Below are 20,319 nucleotides of genomic sequence, written 5' to 3'. Positions count from 1 at the left end.
AAGTATTGACAATCGAAAGTTAAAAGTAGCTTATAACAGAAGAAATAAAATATTTACAAACTTGTTGCAAAATGTTCTCTTACAATATTCTTACAATTATATTGAAAAGTTTTCAAAAATAAAACGGATAGCTCTTGGCTGTCCGTTTTTTATAGTTTTTCTATTACAAGCTATTATAGCTTGTTGCGATTTGTGCACCGACTTTAGCATTATTGTAGACCAATTGGATATTTGCTTTGAGGCTTTTGCCATCTGTTAATTCAACAATCTTACTCAACAAGAATGGTGTGATATCTTTACCAACAATCCCTTTTGCTTCGGCTTCTGCAACAGCATTTTCAATAATGCTGTCGATATAGTCGGCGTCTAATTCGTGTTCTTTTGGAATAGGATTGGCGACTAGTACGCCTCCTTTAAGACCGAGGTCATCACTCGTCTTAACAATGGCAGCAATCGTCTCCACTGAGTCGGCTGTGGTATTGAGTTTATATGGGCTTGTTCCTGTGAAGAAGGCTGGAAGGACATCTGTCTTATAGCCGACTACTGGGACACCTTTAGTTTCTAAATATTCTAATGTTCTTGGCAGGTCAAGGATGGATTTGGCACCCGCACAAATAACAGTCACTGACGTTTGTGCTAATTCTTCCAAGTCGGCAGATACATCCATGGTTTCTTCATAGCCACGATGCACGCCACCAATACCGCCTGTGACAAAGAATTTAATCCCAGCAAAGGCTGCACCAATCATTGTTGTTGCAACAGTTGTTGCCCCAATACGTTTGGTAGCGATGATTTCAGCTAAGTCACGTCGTGACACCTTGGCGACATTTTTTTCTGTCGCTAAGCGTTCTAAATCGGCTTCTGACAAACCAATCTTGTACTTACCATCCATAATGGCGATGGTTGCAGGGACAGCTCCGTTGTCTCGAATAATTTGTTCGACCGTTTTAGCCATTTCTACGTTTTGCGGATAAGGCATGCCGTGAGAAATGATGGTAGACTCCAAGGCAACAATGGGTTTTCCAGCGGCTTTTGCGGCTTCAACCTCTGGTGAAAATTCTAAGTAGGCATTAAGATTCATGGGTAAAAAGTTCCTTTCTTTCTTGTAAAAATGATTGACGCGATAAATTTTTTCTAACTGTGTCTTGTGATTGAATGGTGTGGTAGGCATTGGTCAGACCAAATTCAAGGGTTTCTTGAGTACTAAACTCATTGAGCCAACCAAACAGAATACCGGCTGATAGGGAGTCGCCTGCGCCTGTAGCATCTACCATTTGTTGGACCATTTTAGGGGTCATGACTTGTCGCTTCCCATCCTGATTAGCATAGAGCATTGATTTGGCTCCTCTTGTGATTAAAACTTGCTTGAGCCCCGTTTGTAACCAAAGCCTTGCCAAGTCTTCTAGATTTTCACTAGATCCCAAGGGTTTATCAAAAAAGATTTCGCTCTCATCTTGATTGACAATCAACCATTCAACACCGGTTAAATCTTTGGGAAGATTGGTCATCTTGGGTGCTGAAACGGGGATGATAGCTAGGGCCAAGTCTCTTTCTCTTGCTAATTTGATGAGATAGGCGAGACTCTCCTGAGGGAGATTGAGGTCAACCACCAAGGCCTTACTTCTAGACAAGAGGTTTTCGTATTGCTCTAACCATGACACAGTCATACCGTCGCAGATAGCCATGTTGGCTAAAGCCATACTCATGTCTCCATCGATATCAATGATAGCTGTGTAGGAGCTTGTCGCCTCTTCTGGACAGACATCAACCTGACGTAGATTCATGTAGGACTCTGAAGCAGATTTGATTAAGTCCCAATCTTGATCGTCGCCTGCTCTAGAAAGCATGACAACATTTTCCCCCAGACGCCCTAAGTTTTCAGCGATATTTCGACCAACACCTCCGATGGAAACCGAACTGCTGACGGGATTTGACGTCTTCAAAATCAACTCTTGCTTGGCGTAAAATTTGCGGTCGACATTCATACCGCCAATACAGACAACAGGCACCTCATCATTGATAATGTATGCCCTACCCAAGAGATAATTGCGCCTAATCAAGTCCGAAATCATATTGGCAACAGCTGAACGTGATAATCCTATTTGCTCGGCAATCTCCTGCTGAGCGTAAAAAGGATGTTGACGGATGAGCTCTAGTACTGCTTGTTCTTTCTCATTAAGAATAACCATCACCTCCTATAAACAAATGTTTAAAAATGACTTTTGTCTAATACAAACTCATTGTAACCCTTTTCAAAAGAAAAAGCAAGGAAAAACTGATATGCAAAAGTGTGAAAAACGACTCCTTGAAAAAATGAGATAGGAACTTTCTCGTTTTGCTATTCTTCTTGGGTATCGGTTATGGGGCGTTGGTGTATTAAGGCATCCAGTGAGAGATGCTATTGACGGGAAGCTAGTGAGAAAGACTCAATTGAAAAATAAGAAAAACACTTCTCTTGTTTAGTGAAAAAGATGAGAGAAGTGTTTTTGTGTGGGAAACGAATAAAATAATAGGAAAAAGATTTAAATTGACATATGAGAGATTATACAAGATAAAAAGAGCTGTTGGCATTTACAAATAAGGTAAGTTAATCTATAAAAATAAACGTCAGAAAAGATCAATGGAAGTTTTTTCTAACATTTAGTGTCATCTGGGGAAAATTCCAAGAATCCTTAAGATTTAATTGATAAGGTATTATGCTTTTTGTTGTATTTTATAAGATGTTCTTGTGCTATAATTATTATTGAAAACATTTGGACATCTGTTCTGTCAATATGTTTATTGTATTTTTTGTAGAAGTGAAATGAGGTTAATATGATTACATCGGAAGAGATAAAATCAAGACTGTGGAATGGCGCTAATGAATTACGTGGTTCGATGGATGCTAGTCGTTATAAGGATTATATGTTGGGGCTAATGTTCTATAAATTTTTAAGTGATCAAACACTTAAAATATTTGCGATGACTGCAGGATTAACAAATGAGGATAATTGGTATGATGCTTATGTGGAATCACATGCAAACTATGGTGAAGAACTTGAAAAGATGATACAGGATGTTGTGGGTTATTATGTGAGTCCGAAACATCTTTATCAAACTTGGATAAAAGATATGAACGAGGGCCATTTTGAAGTACAAAAGGTTGCCGATAGTCTTAATCAATTTGAACGTAACATAGCAGTAACCAAGGATTCAGATGATTTTAAAGGAATTTTTGCAAATTCTACTCTAGACCTTTCAGATACCGCATTAGGAAGTAACCTAAATGAACGCAGTAAAAATATACAAGCACTCATTCGTTTGTTTGAAGATTTGGACATGGTTGCTTTACAAGATGGTGACATACTTGGAGATGCTTACGAATATTTGATTGGTCAGTTTGCAATGGAATCTGGTAAAAAAGCTGGAGAGTTCTATACCCCAAGGCAAGTTAGTGAAGTGATGGCACAAATAGTTGCGACTAATGAAGAAATTACATCAATATATGACCCAACAGTTGGTTCAGGCTCACTTTTGTTAACGGTAAAAAAACATTTGTCTGATGAAAACCAGAAAAGATTAAATTATTATGGCCAAGAAAAAAATACGGCTACTTACAATTTGACGAGAATGAACTTGTTATTGCATGGTATTCGTCCAGAAAAAATGACAATCAAAAATGGGGATACACTTTCGTATGATTGGCCAGAAGATCCAGAAAAACCAAACGAAGGGGTTCAGTTTGATGCAGTAGTTATGAATCCACCTTATTCTATAAAAAATTGGAATCGTTCAGGACTAAAGCCAAGTGATCCTCGTTTTGAAATTGCTGGGGTATTGCCACCAGATTCAAAAGGAGATTATGCGTTTCTTCTTCATGGTTTGTATCATTTGGGAATAACTGGAACAATGGCTATTGTTTTGCCTCACGGAGTGCTTTTCCGTGGAGCAACGGAGGGTGAAATTCGTAAGCGATTGTTAGAAAAAAATCAAATTGATGCAGTGATTGGTTTACCAAGTAATCTTTTCACAAATACAGGAATACCAGTTTGTATTATTATCTTGAAGAAGAATAGAGAGTTAAATGACCCGATTCTTTTTATTGATGCCTCTAAAAGTTTTATCAAGTCTGGTAAACAGAATGCTCTTCAGGAAAAAGATATTGCAAAAATTGTAGATGTCTATCAACAAAGAGTGGAAGAAAAAGGTTATAGTCATCTAGCAACTCGTCAAGAGTTAATGCAAAATGATTATAATATGAACATTCCACGTTATGTTGAAACCATTGATGAAGAAATTCCACACGATGTAGATGCTCATCTGTATGGAGGAATTCCAGAACAAAATATTAAAGAATTGAAAGTTTTAAATAAAACGGTTAATGATGTTCTTTCTAATGCTTTTATTGAAAAAAGGCATGGTTATTTGGAGTTGACAAAATCTATTGAAGAATTATCTAGTGACATACTTTCACATTCGGGTGTGAGAAAGGTTTCTGATAAGATTAGAGAAGTTATTTCGGACTATATTGAAGAATATTGGGAACGTCTGCATCAGCTCAATGAAAATACCAATACACGCATGCTAAGAGAAGATATGTTAGATGATATCAAGAAACGACTTGAAACATTTGATCAAATAGATATTTATGAAGGTTATCAAATTATTGCAGAAATATGGACGGAAACCTTGACACATGATGCTGAATTAATTGAACAATTGGGTTATTATACAGCTGGGCGTACACGTGAACCGAACATGGTTGTAAAAGGTAAAAACAAGGATAAGGTACAAGATGGTTGGAAGGGTGTTATTATCCCAAATAGTCTTATTGCAAGTGAACTTTTTGCAAGTGAACAGTCTGAAATTGAAGAATTAAAACTGAGACTGTTAGAAATTGACAGTGAGCTGAGTGAATTAATCGAAGAAGCAAAAGTGGAAGATAGTGAAGAATATAATGCTCTCTTTGATTCCATTAAGAAGAATGATGAAGGAGAAGCACAAGATAGTTTTGACAGAAAACTTCTTAAAGAGTCACTTAAGAACTCTAGTAAAGAAACAAGTGAATATGTTCTTCTTAAAAAAGTAGACGATGACATTAAAAATAGAACTGCAGTCAACAAGTTAATCAAAATCAAAGAGCAAGAGCTGAAAGAATTAGTATCTAATCGCATCGAACAATTAACAGATGATGAAATAGATCAACTCTTATATAAAAAGTGGTTTGGTAAAGTTGTTGAAAAAGCTTTGGTTTTAGTTGAAACACCACTTAAAGGAGAAATCGCTATTATTGAACAGCTTCATCAACGCTACTCAGATACTATAGCTGATATAGATGGAGAGATTGCTTTACTCGAAACAGAATTAAAATCTCTTATGAAAGATTTGGTGGTGATTAAATGATGGAAGCAAAAAATAATATCCCCAAAAGACGTTTTAAAGAGTTTAAAAACGCTGACGCTTGGGAACAACGTAAGTTGGGGGAGATAGGTACTATAATTGCTGGAGGGGATGTAGATAAATCAAAATTAATAAGAATAGGAAAGTATCCAGTTTATGCTAATGCTTTAACAAATGAAGGCATCATTGGATACTATAATGATTATTATAGAGTAGAGGCTCCTGCAGTAACAGTAACTGGAAGGGGGGATATTGGTCTTGCGCTTGCAAGAAAGACTAATTTCACACCTATTGTTCGTTTGTTGGCTATTACATCAAATCATAATGTGAACTTTCTTGAAAACTCAATAAATAAATATAAATCGATAGTGGAGTCAACAGGTGTCCCTCAACTTACTGCACCTCAACTGAGAAACTATTCTTTATACTTTCCTTATGATGAAAGCGAAGAATTAAGCATTGGATCTTTCTTCCAATCCCTTGATCAGCTCATCACCCTTCATCAGCGTAAGCTTGATAAGCTAAAAAATATAAAAAAGGCTCATTTGTCAGAATTATTCCCTGCTGAAGGAGAGCGTGAGCCAAAACGTCGTTTTTCAGGTTTTACTGACGCTTGGGAACAACGTAAGTTGGGGCATCTAGCAGAAATTGTGCGAGGGGCAAGTCCAAGACCGATACAAGACCCCAAATGGTTTAATAATGATTCTGAAATTGGCTGGTTACGAATTTCAGATGTTACAGAACAAAATGGAAGAATCTATCATTTAGAACAGAAAATTTCAAAGTTAGGACAAGAAAAAACTCGTGTATTAAATGAACCACATTTATTATTGAGTATTGCAGCAACTGTTGGCAAGCCTGTTATCAACTATGTGAAAACTGGGGTACACGATGGATTCTTAATCTTTATAACCCCAAAATTCGATAGGGAATTCATGTTTCAATGGTTAGAAATGTTTAGACCAATGTGGGCAAAATATGGACAGCCAGGAAGTCAGGTAAATTTGAATTCTGATTTAATAAGAAAACATTCAATTTGTATCCCCTCACAAGAGGAACAAGAAAAGATTGGTTCTTTTTTCCAATCCCTTGACCACCTCATCACCCTTCATCAGCGTAAATTAGATAAATTAAAAAATATGAAAAAAGCTTACTTGAATGAACTCTTCGTTTAATTTTAGCGTGAGTATAAAGCAAGTAAGAATGACTTAGAAAGGAAATAATAGTGAATGCGAGATAAAAATGCCTCCGAAAAGCAGTTTCAAGAAAATTTTGTGGCTGAATTGACAAAATATAGATGGCAAGCACCGGATAATCTTAATGGTAATCTACAAAAAGTTACTGTTCAAGATTTGGTTAATAATTGGCGTCAGGAATTGAACCGAATTAATGCTGATATTTTGGAGGGTATTCCTCTAACAGATTCAGAATTTTCTCAAGTTATGTCAAAAGTCAATCAGATTACAAATAGTTATGAAGCAGCAAAAATTCTATCTATGGAAGGTTCAATTGGTAAGATTGATGGTATTTATCGTGATGCCAACCCAAATGTGACTCGTCAACAGATTACTCTTACAATACTTAAAAAAGCTCAGGTGAGTGGTGGAGATTCTAGTTATCAGGTTGCTCGTGAAGTATGGTCGGAAAGTGGTAAGTTCCGTTTTGACCTTGTTTTATTAATTAATGGTTTACCACTCATTAATATTGAACAAAAACGAAGTGACATTACAATGGATGAAGCAATAGTACAATTTACACGCTATTATCGTGCTGGTGATTATACTAATAACTTTATGGCTTTTTCACAAATGATGGTTGTCACTTCAGACATTGAAACACGCTATTTTGCAACACCAAAATCTATCAATGATTTTAATCCCTCCTTTGTCTTTCATTGGTCAGTGACTCAAAAGAGTAAAGAAGATGGAAAATATCTGGGACAGCGTGTTCTAACGGATTATCGTGATGTGATTGAACATTTTCTTATGGTACCAATGGCTCATCAAATGGTTGGAGATTATTTAATAATAGATGAGGATCCAGTGAATGAAGAAAATCGTCGTCATATGTTGATGCGTCCATATCAAGTATATGCTTTGCAGGCAGTTGAAAAAGCAGCGTTTGGTTGGGATAATCCTGATAAAGTGCCTCATGGTGGATTTGTCTGGCATACAACTGGATCTGGAAAGACCATTACTAGTTTCAAGACTGCTCAATTCTTATCAACAAGGACAGAATTTGATAAAGTTGTTTTTTTACTTGATAGAAAAGATTTGGATGAGCAAACTTCTAAAGCCTTTAAGGCTTATGCTACCTATGAATCGGTGAATGTGGATGATACTAAAAGTACCTATCAATTACGAAAACAACTGATGTCAGTAAAGAGTGGTATTGTAGTCACAACGACTTTTAAATTAAGTTATTTGGTAAATGATTTAATTGCTGCACAAGATAAGAGTTTAGCGGATAAAAAAATTCTTTTTATTATTGACGAAGCTCATCGTACTACCATGGGTGATATGATGGGTACAATCAAAGAATATTTCTTTAAAAATGGTTTATTTTTTGGTTTTACAGGTACCCCTCTTTTTGATGAGAATAAGGTTAAAGGAAAAATTAACGAGCGTAGTGAGGTCATTAACACTACTGAAAAATTATTTGGTCCTCTTCTTCATCAATATACAATTGATGAAGCGATTGAGGATGGAAATGTGTTGGGTTTTCATGTGGATTATATCAATACAGGTGAGTTTGTAAGTTATGAAGATTTGCGTGAAAAATTGATTGATACTCTGATTGTAAAAGAACCTGAACGTGGGAAAAAAGCGATTGAACGTCAAGTTCAGCAGTGGACCGAATTAGAGGTTGAAAAAAATGCTGTTAAAGAAAAGATATTGATTTATCAAGATGTCACTCATATTCCTAGAGTAGTAGAAGAGATTCTTTCTGGATTGCAAGAACAATCACAAAATTTTGAGTTTAATGCTATGTTGACCGTTGCTTATAAAAAACGTGTTATAGATTACTACAATGAGTTCAAAAAGCAGATTTCTGAAAAATATAAATCGGATGAACATAAGCCAAATATTGCAATGACATTTAGTTTTGGAAATGAAAATGATCCAGAAAATGTACCTATAGCAGTGATAGAAGATATGTTTTCCGATTATGCAGAGATTACAGGAATTGCATTTTTACCTGGAGATAAGAAGAAAGGGGAAAATGCTTATTTTGAGGATGTGACTGATCGTTTTAAACGAGGAGGCAGTGGTAGAAATCCAAAGAATATTGATATTATTATCGTAGCAGATCAGTTATTGACGGGTTATGATGCTAAGCGATTGAATACACTTTATGTGGACAGAAGTTTAGAATTACAAGGACTGATTCAAGCTTATTCACGTACTAATCGTGTATTTGGAAGTGCCAAAGAATTTGGCACCATTATTAATTTTCAATATCCTCGAATAACAGAAGAAACTGTTAATGAAGCATTGAAATTATATGGAAGTGGTGGTCAAAGTAGTCGAGTGCTTGTTGAAAAATATCCCGATGCAGTAAGAATCTTAAGAACATGTATTGATGAGCTTATAACAACATTACCACAACCAACAGACTGGATACAGCTCAAGTCTAATGAAGAAGGAAAAGAAAACTTTAAGCTGGCTTTTAAAGAGACTGCAAAACAATTAAATCGTGTTGAGCAGTATTATGAATATGCTTGGAATGAAGATGCATTTGGTATTACTGAGCATACATGGTTACAGTATGTAGGGGCCTATAAGAATTTATTTCCACCTGAGCCAGGTCCTGAGCCAGGTCCTATAAGAAAATTAGTAGGGCGAACAAAATTACAAGGTTCTCAAATTATCAATGCTCAAAGTCTATTTACCTTGATTGGACAAAAAACACAAACTAAAGGAAGCAAGATGGTTATTAATGATGGCAATCTTGTCTTAATCTTGGAACAAATTCAAGAATTGAGTAATATGGGTGAAAATGAATTGGCAGAAGCTTTGAGAACGTTTATCAACGAGGAACTTAGGACAGGACATATTCCAGCATCGCTTGATTTTGATGAGTCTTTTAAGAAATGGCAGTCGGAAAGACAGTTTAAGGTAATTCAGAATTTTGCAGATGAATGGGGAATTGATAGTCTTTTACTTCAAAAGTCCTTGAAAGAGTTTGATAGTAGTAAATCTGAAGAGATTCCTTATATTTCGGATATTCTAGTAACCCTAAATCCTGATAAAGCTACTAATCAGTTTTCTGGAAAGAAATTGTTACTGAACATGGAATTGAATAAAATTTTACCTCAGTGGATGATAGAAACTAAAAATAAGTATAAATAATCAAAAGAGATCAAGATGTTTCTTGGTCTCTTTTGATAGCGCTTGGGAACAACGTAAGTTGGGGCATCTAGCAGAAATTGTGCGAGGGGCAAGTCCAAGACCGATACAAGACCCCAAATGGTTTAATAATGATTCTGAAATTGGCTGGTTACGAATTTCAGATGTTACAGAACAAAATGGAAGAATCTATCATTTAGAACAGAAAATTTCAAAGTTAGGACAAGAAAAAACTCGTGTATTAAATGAACCACATTTATTATTGAGTATTGCAGCAACTGTTGGCAAGCCTGTTATCAACTATGTGAAAACTGGGGTACACGATGGATTCTTAATCTTTATAACCCCAAAATTCGATAGGGAATTCATGTTTCAATGGTTAGAAATGTTTAGACCAATGTGGGCAAAATATGGACAGCCAGGAAGTCAGGTAAATTTGAATTCTGATTTAATAAGAAAACATTCAATTTGTATCCCCTCACAAGAGGAACAAGAAAAGATTGGTTCTTTTTTCCAATCCCTTGACCACCTCATCACCCTTCATCAGCGTAAGCCATAGAAAGAAATGGTTATATGAATAAAATTACAAGAGAAACATTATTGCATGAATATTTTAAACAATGGACAAAGTTATTTAAGGAGGGGGCTGTTCGTCCTGTTACACTTGAAAAATACAGAAATAATTATAGACACCTAAAGGCAATTGTACCCAATCTAAAATTATATGAATTAGATCGTACAGTTTATCAGCAAATATTAAATCATTATGCATATACTCATGAAAGGCAAACAGTTATTGATTTTCATCATCAAATTAAAGGATCGGTTCTGGATGCTGTAGATGAAGGATTGGTTGATAGGGATCCAACGCGAAAAGTTATTTTTAAAGGTAAAGCGCCTAGAGTGAAGAAGGTTAAGTTTTTAAATCAATTTGATTTACATAGTGTCTTAGCAGATTTGAATCTAGAACAGAAAATAAGTTGGGATTGGCTAATTTTACTTATTGCAAAAACGGGATTACGATTTTCAGAAGCTCTTGGTTTAACACCAACTGATTTTAATTTTGTAAAACAAAATATCTCTGTTACTAAAACATGGGATTATAAGGGTGAGGGAGGTTTCCTACCAACTAAAAACAAATCTTCTATACGTAAAGTGCAGATTGATTGGCAATTGAGTATGCAATTTCAACAATTAATAAAAGACATACCAGAAGATATGCCTATTTTTATAAATGGTCCAGTTTGTAATTCAACACCAAATAAATGGTTAGAGAAGCATTGTAAGAATGTTGGAGCTCCAGTTATTTCAATACATGGTTTGAGACATACTCATGCCTCGCTTCTAATGTATGCTGGAGTATCTATTGCAAGTGTATCAAGGCGGTTAGGGCATTCTTCTATTACCACAACCCAAAAGGTTTATATGCACGTCATAACAGAACTTGAAAATCAAGATAATGATTTGGTTATGCGTTATCTATCTGGTTTGAGTTAAGAAAAAAAAGGCTTACGCTGATGAAGGGTGATGAGGGTATCAAGGGAAGATAATGAAGAACCGATGGCTTGTTGTTCTTCAATTTTAGGAAACAATACTGTGAAATTTTCTACACTACTTCTTGATATGTTTAACTGAGATGAACCTGCACCTTGTTTTTTAAAGTATTGTTGATTAGAATTGATATAAGAAAATAGATAATCAACATCGATTTGTTCTTTTCTTCTAAGTAAAGCTACACGCTGATTTAACACAAATCTATTATTTTCAGGTATTATAGCCACTCTTCCAAGCAAATCTCCATGTCCTACGTCACTAAGAACCATTACTAAATCATCTTTATTAAGTGTTTCTGTCGCATTATCTATATATCTTCCAGAAGGTTTTAAACCTCCATCAATAGAAATTGAATTTAAATTAATTAGTTCATATTTACCTCTTTCAGATTGATTTTCTTCATAACCTAAACCATTGCGATATGTCGCTATCTTCCCCAACTTACGTTGTTCCCAAGCGTTTGATTTTTGAAATATTTCAAAGTAACTTTTAAACAGTTTTATTTTCTTTATATTACTCAGCTATTTTATTATAGCATATGTTATTTTACACATGTTTTCAAGAAGTAGATATGTGTTTCAGCTGTTGTGAAGTGTAGATACAACATATGATATATAAAAGAATTGTTGGATTGGTTTAAAATGTATTAATCTAATAGTGCTATAAAGTATTTTGTTACATATGTTGCAAAAAGATTTTAAGGAATGGTATAATTAAACTAAAAAAATCTATAGAAAATCATGAATCACAATCTATCCTACTATCATTATTTACCAGAGAATAAGTATCTAGATTGAGAGAAAGTGCTAAGAAAAATCTTCCTGGTCACGTCAAGGTTAGAGAGGTTTTAGATGTAGTAATAGAAGGATATTTGTTGAGAAATTTGTAATTTATTACTAAATACAATTTATAAATAATAAGGAGTGGACATATGAAAAACTATTTTGGATCGCTATATAATTTAGATTTTAATGAGGATGAGAATACTTTATATGTTTTTGATTCTAATTATTTATCCTATGCCATACAATCTGTAAGTAATTCTGATAAATATTTTAATGCTGTTAAAAAAGTTATAGATAATGTATATATACCATTTATAGTATATATTGAAAGTATTGAAAATATTAACAAGCATATATCACAAACCAAAGAAGTTTTGAATGATATTAATTCTTTGTTTGATCAAATAGAAGAAATTGAAGAAGTCTTTAATATAGAGTCTAAGGAATTCCAAGAATATTTAAAGAAAAAAATATTTGGAAGAATTAAAGGTATAGATATCAACTCTTTAAATGGAAATATCAATTATAAAGGAAATGATGGAGCTAATAAAAAAATTGACTTAATTTTAGAAAATATTTTTGAAGAAGTTAAAGAAGATTTAAAAAAATTGAATAAGAAATTATTGAATTCTGTACAAAAAAGAAGCCATGATAGAGAGAAATATCGTTCTAAAGTTTATGAAGAAAGTATAAAAGGACGTTTAGAAAAATTAAATAGTATTCTAACAAAAGAAGGATTAGTAGGAGAAGAGTATACAGAAGAAGATATTGCTAGATATAAAAGCATTATTCCTGAAAGGTTTAATAATGAAATTCCTCCTGGATATAAAGATAAAAATAAAGACAATATTAGAAAATTTGGTGCATTAGAATTTGACGGTTCTTATGGGGATGCTATGCTTTGGTTAGATGTAATTGAGTATGTTAAAGGAAAAAAAATTAGCAATGTAGTTATAGTATCAGATGATATGAAGAGGGATTGGAGTGAAGAACATGGGAAAATAATCAAAGGAATTAAGAAAAAGGGTGAATTAAGACAAGAATTGAAGATAGAATTTCTTAGAGAAACTGGAATACAAGTAAAAAGCAAACTGAGCTCAGAGTTTATAAATGATATTCTTGAGTTATCTGATAATGAGAAGGAAAGTATTGAAAATGAAATAACTGAAATAGAAAAAATTAGTACTGAAATTGAATATCAAGATACTATTATCGTTCGTGCAAAAAAACACGGTTTCAATGAAGTTTTTCTTGGAGAGGATTCTTGGTATTGGGTAAGGATTGATAAAGATAGAATTCCTTTTGTAAACTATATAGCAGTTTATCAAACATCTCCTGTTAAAGAAATCACTCATTATGCTACTATAAAGGATTTTGAAACTTCGGATGAAGATCCAACAAAGAAAAAAATTATTTTTAAAAACAAAGCAACAGAGTTGAAAAAGCACATACCACTAGGAAATGATTGGAATGCATTACAATCAAATAGATATACTAACTTTCAAAATTTATTTAATTCTAAGGATACAGATGATTTGTTTTCAAAAACATTTGATAGTTTTAGAGAAGAAAATAGTCAATTTATGAGTGATGAAGAAGATACATAAGTTAGATTCTCCCCCATTTGACTTCTCTCTCATTTTCCTGTATAGTAGTCATAATCAGAAAAGTAGCAAATGGTAGTTTTCAGGGAGCTCGTGGTGATTGTGAACGGGTAGCTGGTGTTTGTGAACATTGGACTGATGATAAATGGAATTGTAACACATGTCAATTCGGTGGGCACCCCTTATCGTGCGTCCTCTTGTTTGAGAGGATTGAGATATGATGGCTTTTTGCTATCATCAATTGAGGTGGCACCGCGCTATTTGAAATGACGCCCTCGCACAGAGTTTTTTTCTGTGCGGGGGTTTTTGTGTTTGAAGAACAATTTAGGAGGAAGAAAGATGAGTAAACAAGAAGAAAAAGGATTTTTTGGTGAGTTTGGCGGGAGTTTTGTCCCAGAACCCATTCAAGTATTGCTGGATGAGTTGGAAACTGCTTTTGAAACCTACAAGGATGATGAGGATTTTCAAAAGGAACTAGCCTACTATCTTAAAGACTATTCAGGGCGTGAGACGCCGCTTTATTATGCCGAGTCATTGAGTCAAGCGCTTGGTGGAGCTAAGATTTACCTCAAACGTGAGGATTTGAATCATTTGGGGTCGCATAAACTCAATAATGTTTTGGGGCAGATTCTTTTGGCGAAACGCATGGGGAAAACCCGTGTCATTGCTGAAACTGGGGCAGGGCAACATGGAGTGGCAACAGCAGCTGCTGCAGCTAAATTTGGAATGGCTTGTGATGTTTATATGGGGGCTGAGGATATCAAGCGTCAACGCCTCAACGTTTTTCGGATGGAGATGATGGGAGCGACGGTGCATGCGGTCACTGAAGGCACTCAGACCTTGAAAGAAGCGGTTGATGCAGCCTTTGGTGCGTGGATGGCAGACTTGGGAGCTTTTTATGTCTTGGGCTCAGCTGTGGGGCCACATCCTTATCCAACCATGGTTCACGAATTTCAAAAAATCATCAGTCTTGAGTCAAGAAAGCAGATCTTGGACAAGGAAGGACGCTTGCCGGATGCGGTGATTGCTTGTATCGGTGGAGGCTCAAACGCTATCGGTGCTTTTTCAGAATATATCGCTGATGAAGAGGTTGCTTTGATTGGCGCAGAAGCCGCAGGTCAAGGCGTTGAAACAGATAAACATGCAGCAACCATGACCAAGGGAACCGTTGGTGTTGTCGATGGGATGAAGACCTATGCGCTCTTCCAAGAAGACGGCAAGATTGCTCCCGTTTACTCGATTTCAGCTGGACTAGACTACCCAGGTGTTGGCCCAGAACATGCTTACCTTAATTTTTCCGGACGAGTGGATTATGTGCCAATCACTGATGAAGAGGCCGTTCAAGCACTACTCTTGTTGTCGAAAACCGAAGGCATCATCCCTGCCATTGAGAGCTCACACGCGTTAGCAGAAGCCATCAAACGAGCACCAAAAATGGGCAAAGACCAAATCCTTATCGTCAATCTTTCCGGACGTGGCGACAAAGACGTTGCAGCCATTGCAGATTATTTAGACGGAAAGAAATGATTTTAGTTAATTTTTCATTATATGATGACTTTTCAAAAATATTCATGATATAATAAATAAAAAAATATTTATTATGGAGATTACTATGGATAAAACGTCTGGTATGAGAAAAAAATCAGTTAATACTGATATACAAGTTAATGAATTAACTCAAGAAAAAATGTTGCAAATTTTGGATTGGTCTTATGATGCCACTTTGAATGGTTTGCCAGGGCAGAAAAATATTGATGATTTAGTTGATGATTATTTATCAAAATACGATAAGGAAACTGCTATCAAAAAATTAGTTGATTTCCAAGTTAAAAAAGCTACTGTTTCAGGTTTTGTAACAGGATTTGGTGGACTACCAACTATGCCGATTACTTTACCTGCTAACATTACGACAGTTATTTATTTCCAATTGAGGATGATAGCCGCTATTGCAAAAATAAGAGGCTACAATTTGAAAAGTGACCAAGTACAAACAATTGTTTATACCACATTGGTTGGAAGTTCACTTGCTGATCTCTCTAAGAAAACAGGAATAGTTATTGGGAATAAGATGTTGGCTAGCTTTGTCAAAAAAATTCCAGGGAAGATGCTAACAAAAATCAACCAAATAGTCGGTTTTAGGTTGCTTACCAAGTTTGGTACAAAGGGAGTAATCAACATAGGGAAAATGGTTCCAGTTGTTGGTGGGGTGATAGGAGGCGCATTTGATATGGTAACAACACAAACCATTGCAAATGTTGCTAAAAAAACGTTTACTAATGTTGGAATAGATATTGGTGATGGAATAATTATTGATAAAAATGATTTAACCAACATTGAATAAGTTCTTTACAAAAAAGCAATTTGTCTTAGGATAGATTGCTTTTTTGCTTATACGTATACAACGGTTTACAAATCACTTTCAAATATGATACGCTTAAGATGTAAGTACAGTAAACAAAGGAGCAGAGATGGCTGAGAAAATACTACTAGAGGTTCAACGGGATAAACGTCAAAACATCTTAATGATTATTCAATTGTTAGCTTTTATGCTAGCAGGTATTTTTGTGTCTTATATTTGGTTTCAGTTAGAACGAACCGGACTAGAGCATCTTTTTTATGGACTTTTTGCTTTTTTACTAACAGTTCTTCCCATGTTATTCATCATCACTGTTTTAACTAAAATCTTATCGCATCAACCAGCTTTTAGAGTGAGCGATCAAGAGATTCGCTTCAACACGACTTTCTTTAATAAAGAAACAGCGATTGCTTGGGAGGATGTCTATGACATTCGCATCGAAAAAAGTCGAACGCTTTTTTCACGCTATGTGGCCGAAGAGTTTTTAGTTTTTCAGCTCAGAAATAAAAAAACGAAGGAAGTCTATCTCAGACTTTTAGCGGTTGATTCTCAAGTTCTTGTGCAACAATTACGTTATCTACTGTTTAATAAAAAAGAAGGGAAGCCCCTTGATCCAGTTTACATGATGGAAAAACAGTCTACCTATTTATTATGAATGATCAACTACATATGAAATACCATTTTGTATGAATGATTTCCACCTCCCAAAGACGATAGTTTTCTATCGTCTTTTTGCACCCCAATTTTTAAACTAAATGATTTACAAATAAATGAGATTAGGGTAGGATAGAAACTCAGTAAAAAATCATTTTGTCGAAAGCTAGTTAGTATTTTCTGTGGGTTTTGATAGTGATAGAAAATGAGGTTGGAATGAAAAGAGTAATTAATTCTTATCGGTCATCATTGATTCTTTTAGCGTCAATGATTTTAGGTGGTTTACTTGGCTTTGTTTGGGGGCCTGGAGCTTCTAGTCTACAGCCTATTGCGGATACTTTTTTAAATCTGCTTTATTGTAGTGTGGTGCCTTTAATCTTTTTTTCGCTGTCTTCTGCGATTGCAAAGATGCAAAACTTGTCAAAATTGGCTAAAATCATGGGGAATTTTTTCTTACTAACCTTTGTGACAGGGATTGTTTCCAGTTTATTTATGGTGGTATCGACCTTTTTGGTTAATCCGGCTTCGGGGGTGAACATTGCCTTAAATGAGTCGGTTGATACGAGTGATAGTAATCTCAACATTCTTGGGATGTTTACGGTTAATGATTTCCCTGAGCTTTTTTCAAGAAATCATCTGATGGCGCTCATTGTTTTTACGATTATTTTTGCGATTGGGCTCATCCAAGTGGGTGAAAAAGGCAAGCCCGTTGTGACGTTAATGGAGACATTGACTGAGGTGATTGTTAAGGTGATTGGCATCATTATGAAGCTAGCACCGTTAGGATTGGGGGCTTATTTTGCTATCTTGATTGGAAATAACGGTAGTGAAGTGGTTGGTTCGCTCTCAAAAGCAGTGGGCTTATACTTGGTTGTTCTCGTTATTTATTTTATCGTTTCACAAACCTTGGCAGCCTATCTGTCGGCAGGTTTTTCAGGTGTGAAAAAATGGTGGAGCACTTGTATCCCTGTACTACTAACAGCCCTCGGAACAAGTTCTTCTGCGGCCTCAATACCTGTTAATTTAGATCACGCTAAAAAATTGGGGATTTCTGATGAGATTGCTGATCTTGTGATTCCTCTTGGAGCGACGCTTCATAAGGATGGCGCGTGTTTGATTCAGATTGTAAAAATTGTGGTTCTATCATCACTGTTTAAGATTGACTTTTTCACACCGCAAAACATTTTTATGGCAGTTTTAATATCAGTGATTGCATCACTTGTTGTTGGTGGGATTCCTGGCGGTGGTTATGTGGCTGAAATTTTCATCATTTCTGCCTTTGGTTTCCCAGCACAGGCCATTCCAATCATGGTCTTGCTAGGAACAGTGACGGATGCTCCAGCAACTGCTTTAAACGTGACTGGAGATACCGGTCTTGCCATGATGATTGCTAGAATTGTTGATGGAAAAGACTGGATGATGAAAAAAGAACTAGCAAAATCACTTTAATTGTTTCATTTTGTTGTTATTTTTAATAAAACCAACCAAATTTTTGGTTGGTTTTTTAAAATATGTTTACTTTTTTGTGAATAGTGTAGAAGACAGCAGTAATAAATGTTATAATGTAACCAGCATTTTGCTAAATTGTAGCTTTGTAGGTATGAGACTATTTTTGAAAGGCTTTGCCTCAAAGCATGTCACTATTAATTTGTAGACTAAAAGATGTTGTATAAATCACCGTGGAAGTAAGGAGAATTGACATGAACCATTTCTTTATCACCTCATACCTGACTTTTTATCTGAAATCCTCGCTTTTTTTGGAGGGAGATGAAATTAGAATGTCTTATCCCGATTTAATCTATCGTATGATTCCAATAGGTTCCAAAAAAGCATTGGTTCTTCTAAAAGATATTGAGCGGATTGACTCCTCATCAAAAACAGACTTTGAATCTTTGATTTGGGGATTGTTATTAATGGGGGTTGGCTTGGCTCAAATCCTCCTTTTCCATCAATTATTCCTAGGCATTTTGTTGGTTTTAGTTGGTTTATTAACAGTGGTTAGTTCTTTTCAGATGATTTTAACCTTTGAAACTAATTCTGGTGAAAAGCTTCCGTTACCAGCTGTTATTTTTGAAAAAAATAGTCTTTTAGCATGCCAGCATGCTATTGAGCAAAAACTGGAACTTCTGGCAAGGACTGAAAGCTTTGCCTAAAAAAGAGAGAAAAAATCATTACAATTTTCACCACTACCACATAGAATGAGTGGCAAGAATTGCATCTTAGTAACTAATAAAAGAGAGGCATGGTACACAGAAGTACCAGCCTCTTTTTGATTAGAAATTAAAGACATTATTAAGATTTTCAGCCATGGTTGGATGTGTAAAGATTTGGTCTTTAATATAAGTGTAAGGAATATTATGGTCCATTGCCATTTTGAGCAGATTGATGATTTCGTGCGCTGCTTCACTAAAAATAGTGGCACCAAGAATGGTGTCTGTTTCTTTGTTTACAACCACTTTCATTAATCCTCTAAAGTCATTCGTAATATAGGCCCTTAAGGTATTTTCAACCTTGAGACTGTTGGCTTTATAAGGTAAGCCCTGTTCTTTTGCCATTGTTTCAGTCAATCCGATACTTGCTAAGGTTGGGTTGATAAAGGTGGCTGTTGGAATGTTTTGACGTTTAGAGAGGCTAAATTGATTGTCCCCCATGAGATGACTATAAACGATGCGGTAATCGTCATAAGAAATATAGGTGAACTGGAAGTCCCCGCGAACATCTCCAAGAGCATAAACATTAGGAACGGTCGTTTGACAATAGTCATCAACCTTAATGCCGCCGCGTTCAGTCAATTTAATATCAGTGTTTTCAAGTCCAAGACCATCGGTATTTGGCACGCGCCCTGCAGCATACATGACTACATCAAAAAGGTAGTCCTTGCCGTCTGCTGTTAAGATGACTTGGTCGCCTTGGTTTTTGACAGCTTCAACACCGGCATTAAACTTAAAGGTCACACCATCTTCTTCCATATAAGTTTGGGCCAGTTGTGAAAATTCGTCATCCATTCGTCCTAAAATTTTAGGACCATGTTCAAAAATGGTTACCTTAGTTCCCATCTGAGTAAAGAGATGAGTCATTTCAAGACCGATATTTCCTCCACCGATAATTCCTAAGGTTTTAGGTTGCTCTTTTAGTTCTTGTAGACCAGTACTATCCACCACATTTTTGGTGTCTAGCAGTCCTGGAATGTCAAGGACTCTGGATTTGGCACCGGTATTGATCACAATCACGTCGGCAGTCACTTGAAGGGTTTCTTGATCAGAAACCAGTTCCACCACTTTATTGGAAACGAAGTGTGCTTTAGCAAGGTATAAATCCATCCCAGAATTTTTAACACTGTTGGCACTACCGTTACGAAGGATAGCAGTGACTTTATTTCTCCTATCCATGACATCTTTGAAATCAAGCTTTTTGTGAGCGTCGGCAATCATGGTTTTAGTGGGCACACAGCCAATGTTGATACAGGTTCCTCCATACATCATTGGGTCTTGTTCGACAATAGCAGCAGTTTTGCCTTTGGCGACCATTTGACTGGCTAGAGGTCTACCTGCTTGACCAAAGCCGATAATGAGAAAATCATAATGTTTCATTTATTTTGTCCTTTCCTGTTTTTTTCTTCATCATATCACCATCAAAAA

14 protein-coding genes and 1 pseudogene are annotated in these 20,319 nt (G+C 35.7%); 11 read left to right on the top strand and 4 right to left on the bottom strand.

Features of this window, described 5'->3' with window-relative positions:
* Positions 1-163: 163 nt before the first annotated feature.
* A complete protein-coding gene (locus JHK62_RS04090) occupies positions 164-1,081 on the bottom strand; it encodes a pseudouridine-5'-phosphate glycosidase (protein WP_199575413.1) in 918 nt (305 codons plus the stop codon).
* Positions 1,071-2,189: a carbohydrate kinase gene (locus tag JHK62_RS04085; RefSeq protein WP_213087401.1), complete on the bottom strand. Its 1,119-nt coding sequence runs from the start codon at positions 2,187-2,189 to the stop codon at positions 1,071-1,073. The genes JHK62_RS04090 and JHK62_RS04085 overlap by 11 nt, the downstream gene beginning before the upstream one ends.
* 625 nt (positions 2,190-2,814) lie before the next feature.
* Between JHK62_RS04085 and JHK62_RS04080 the strand changes: the two genes are divergently transcribed.
* From JHK62_RS04080 to JHK62_RS04060, 5 genes and pseudogenes are all read left to right on the top strand, one after another.
* The gene (locus JHK62_RS04080) at positions 2,815-5,382 is read left to right on the top strand and encodes a type I restriction-modification system subunit M (protein WP_199575411.1); all 2,568 of its coding nucleotides are present in this window, start codon (positions 2,815-2,817) and stop codon (positions 5,380-5,382) included.
* Positions 5,379-6,554, top strand: coding sequence for a restriction endonuclease subunit S (locus tag JHK62_RS04075; RefSeq protein WP_246447889.1), 1,176 nt, complete (start codon positions 5,379-5,381; stop codon positions 6,552-6,554). The genes JHK62_RS04080 and JHK62_RS04075 overlap by 4 nt, the downstream gene beginning before the upstream one ends.
* 54 nt (positions 6,555-6,608) lie before the next feature.
* Positions 6,609-9,731 carry a type I restriction endonuclease subunit R, EcoR124 family gene (locus JHK62_RS04070; RefSeq protein ID WP_199575410.1) on the top strand — a complete coding sequence of 1,041 codons (3,123 nt, stop codon included), beginning with the start codon at positions 6,609-6,611 and terminating at the stop codon, positions 9,729-9,731.
* Positions 9,724-10,281, top strand: a pseudogene (locus JHK62_RS04065) (restriction endonuclease subunit S); the annotation flags it as partial. The gene JHK62_RS04070 and the pseudogene JHK62_RS04065, both read left to right, overlap by 8 nt.
* 20 nt (positions 10,282-10,301) lie before the next feature.
* Positions 10,302-11,225 carry a site-specific integrase gene (locus JHK62_RS04060; protein ID WP_199575409.1) on the top strand — a complete coding sequence of 308 codons (924 nt, stop codon included), beginning with the start codon at positions 10,302-10,304 and terminating at the stop codon, positions 11,223-11,225.
* Here the strand turns inward: JHK62_RS04060 and JHK62_RS04055 are convergent.
* A complete protein-coding gene (locus JHK62_RS04055) occupies positions 11,222-11,758 on the bottom strand; it encodes a restriction endonuclease subunit S (RefSeq protein WP_343044346.1) in 537 nt (178 codons plus the stop codon). The genes JHK62_RS04060 and JHK62_RS04055 overlap by 4 nt on opposite strands.
* A 455-nt stretch (positions 11,759-12,213) precedes the next feature.
* On the opposite strand from JHK62_RS04055, the gene JHK62_RS04050 reads away from it, so the two are divergent.
* The 6 genes from JHK62_RS04050 to JHK62_RS04025 all read left to right on the top strand — a co-directional run bounded on the left by JHK62_RS04050 (position 12,214) and on the right by JHK62_RS04025 (position 18,834).
* On the top strand, positions 12,214-13,674 hold the full coding sequence (locus tag JHK62_RS04050) for a PIN-like domain-containing protein (protein ID WP_199575408.1): 1,461 nt from the start codon (positions 12,214-12,216) through the stop codon (positions 13,672-13,674).
* Between the two features lie 336 nt (positions 13,675-14,010).
* Positions 14,011-15,198: a tryptophan synthase subunit beta gene (gene trpB / locus JHK62_RS04045; RefSeq protein ID WP_199575464.1), complete on the top strand. Its 1,188-nt coding sequence runs from the start codon at positions 14,011-14,013 to the stop codon at positions 15,196-15,198.
* Positions 15,199-15,247: 49 nt separating this feature from the next.
* A complete protein-coding gene (locus JHK62_RS04040; RefSeq protein WP_425507446.1) occupies positions 15,248-16,012 on the top strand; it encodes an EcsC family protein in 765 nt (254 codons plus the stop codon).
* Between the two features lie 127 nt (positions 16,013-16,139).
* Positions 16,140-16,682 (top strand): STM3941 family protein, encoded by a 543-nt coding sequence (locus tag JHK62_RS04035; protein ID WP_199575406.1) that lies wholly within the window; start codon positions 16,140-16,142, stop codon positions 16,680-16,682.
* 215 nt (positions 16,683-16,897) lie between these two features.
* The gene (locus tag JHK62_RS04030; protein ID WP_199575405.1) at positions 16,898-18,130 is read left to right on the top strand and encodes a dicarboxylate/amino acid:cation symporter; all 1,233 of its coding nucleotides are present in this window, start codon (positions 16,898-16,900) and stop codon (positions 18,128-18,130) included.
* A gap of 329 nt (positions 18,131-18,459) precedes the next feature.
* On the top strand, positions 18,460-18,834 hold the full coding sequence (locus JHK62_RS04025; RefSeq protein WP_199575404.1) for a hypothetical protein: 375 nt from the start codon (positions 18,460-18,462) through the stop codon (positions 18,832-18,834).
* A gap of 120 nt (positions 18,835-18,954) precedes the next feature.
* Here the strand turns inward: JHK62_RS04025 and JHK62_RS04020 are convergent, their stop codons facing one another.
* Positions 18,955-20,271 carry an FAD-containing oxidoreductase gene (locus JHK62_RS04020; protein WP_199575403.1) on the bottom strand — a complete coding sequence of 439 codons (1,317 nt, stop codon included), beginning with the start codon at positions 20,269-20,271 and terminating at the stop codon, positions 18,955-18,957.
* Positions 20,272-20,319: the final 48 nt, after the last annotated feature.

The organism is Streptococcus pacificus, assembly GCF_016481305.1.
GTDB lineage: Bacteria > Bacillota > Bacilli > Lactobacillales > Streptococcaceae > Streptococcus > Streptococcus pacificus.
This window is presented reverse-complemented; position numbering and strand designations above follow the sequence as displayed.

Bases quoted from the DNA above. Each gene is read 5' to 3' on its own strand.
- JHK62_RS04090 (WP_199575413.1), bottom strand. From the start codon at position 1,081: ATGAATCTTAATGCCTACTTAGAATTTTCACCAGAGGTTGAAGCCGCA.
- JHK62_RS04085 (WP_213087401.1), bottom strand. From the start codon at position 2,189: ATGGTTATTCTTAATGAGAAAGAACAAGCAGTACTAGAGCTCATCCGT.
- JHK62_RS04080 (WP_199575411.1), top strand. From the start codon at position 2,815: ATGATTACATCGGAAGAGATAAAATCAAGACTGTGGAATGGCGCTAAT.
- JHK62_RS04075 (WP_246447889.1), top strand. From the start codon at position 5,379: ATGATGGAAGCAAAAAATAATATCCCCAAAAGACGTTTTAAAGAGTTT.
- JHK62_RS04070 (WP_199575410.1), top strand. From the start codon at position 6,609: ATGCGAGATAAAAATGCCTCCGAAAAGCAGTTTCAAGAAAATTTTGTG.
- JHK62_RS04060 (WP_199575409.1), top strand. From the start codon at position 10,302: ATGAATAAAATTACAAGAGAAACATTATTGCATGAATATTTTAAACAA.
- JHK62_RS04050 (WP_199575408.1), top strand. From the start codon at position 12,214: ATGAAAAACTATTTTGGATCGCTATATAATTTAGATTTTAATGAGGAT.
- trpB (WP_199575464.1), top strand. From the start codon at position 14,011: ATGAGTAAACAAGAAGAAAAAGGATTTTTTGGTGAGTTTGGCGGGAGT.
- JHK62_RS04035 (WP_199575406.1), top strand. From the start codon at position 16,140: ATGGCTGAGAAAATACTACTAGAGGTTCAACGGGATAAACGTCAAAAC.
- JHK62_RS04030 (WP_199575405.1), top strand. From the start codon at position 16,898: ATGAAAAGAGTAATTAATTCTTATCGGTCATCATTGATTCTTTTAGCG.
- JHK62_RS04025 (WP_199575404.1), top strand. From the start codon at position 18,460: ATGTCTTATCCCGATTTAATCTATCGTATGATTCCAATAGGTTCCAAA.
- JHK62_RS04020 (WP_199575403.1), bottom strand. From the start codon at position 20,271: ATGAAACATTATGATTTTCTCATTATCGGCTTTGGTCAAGCAGGTAGA.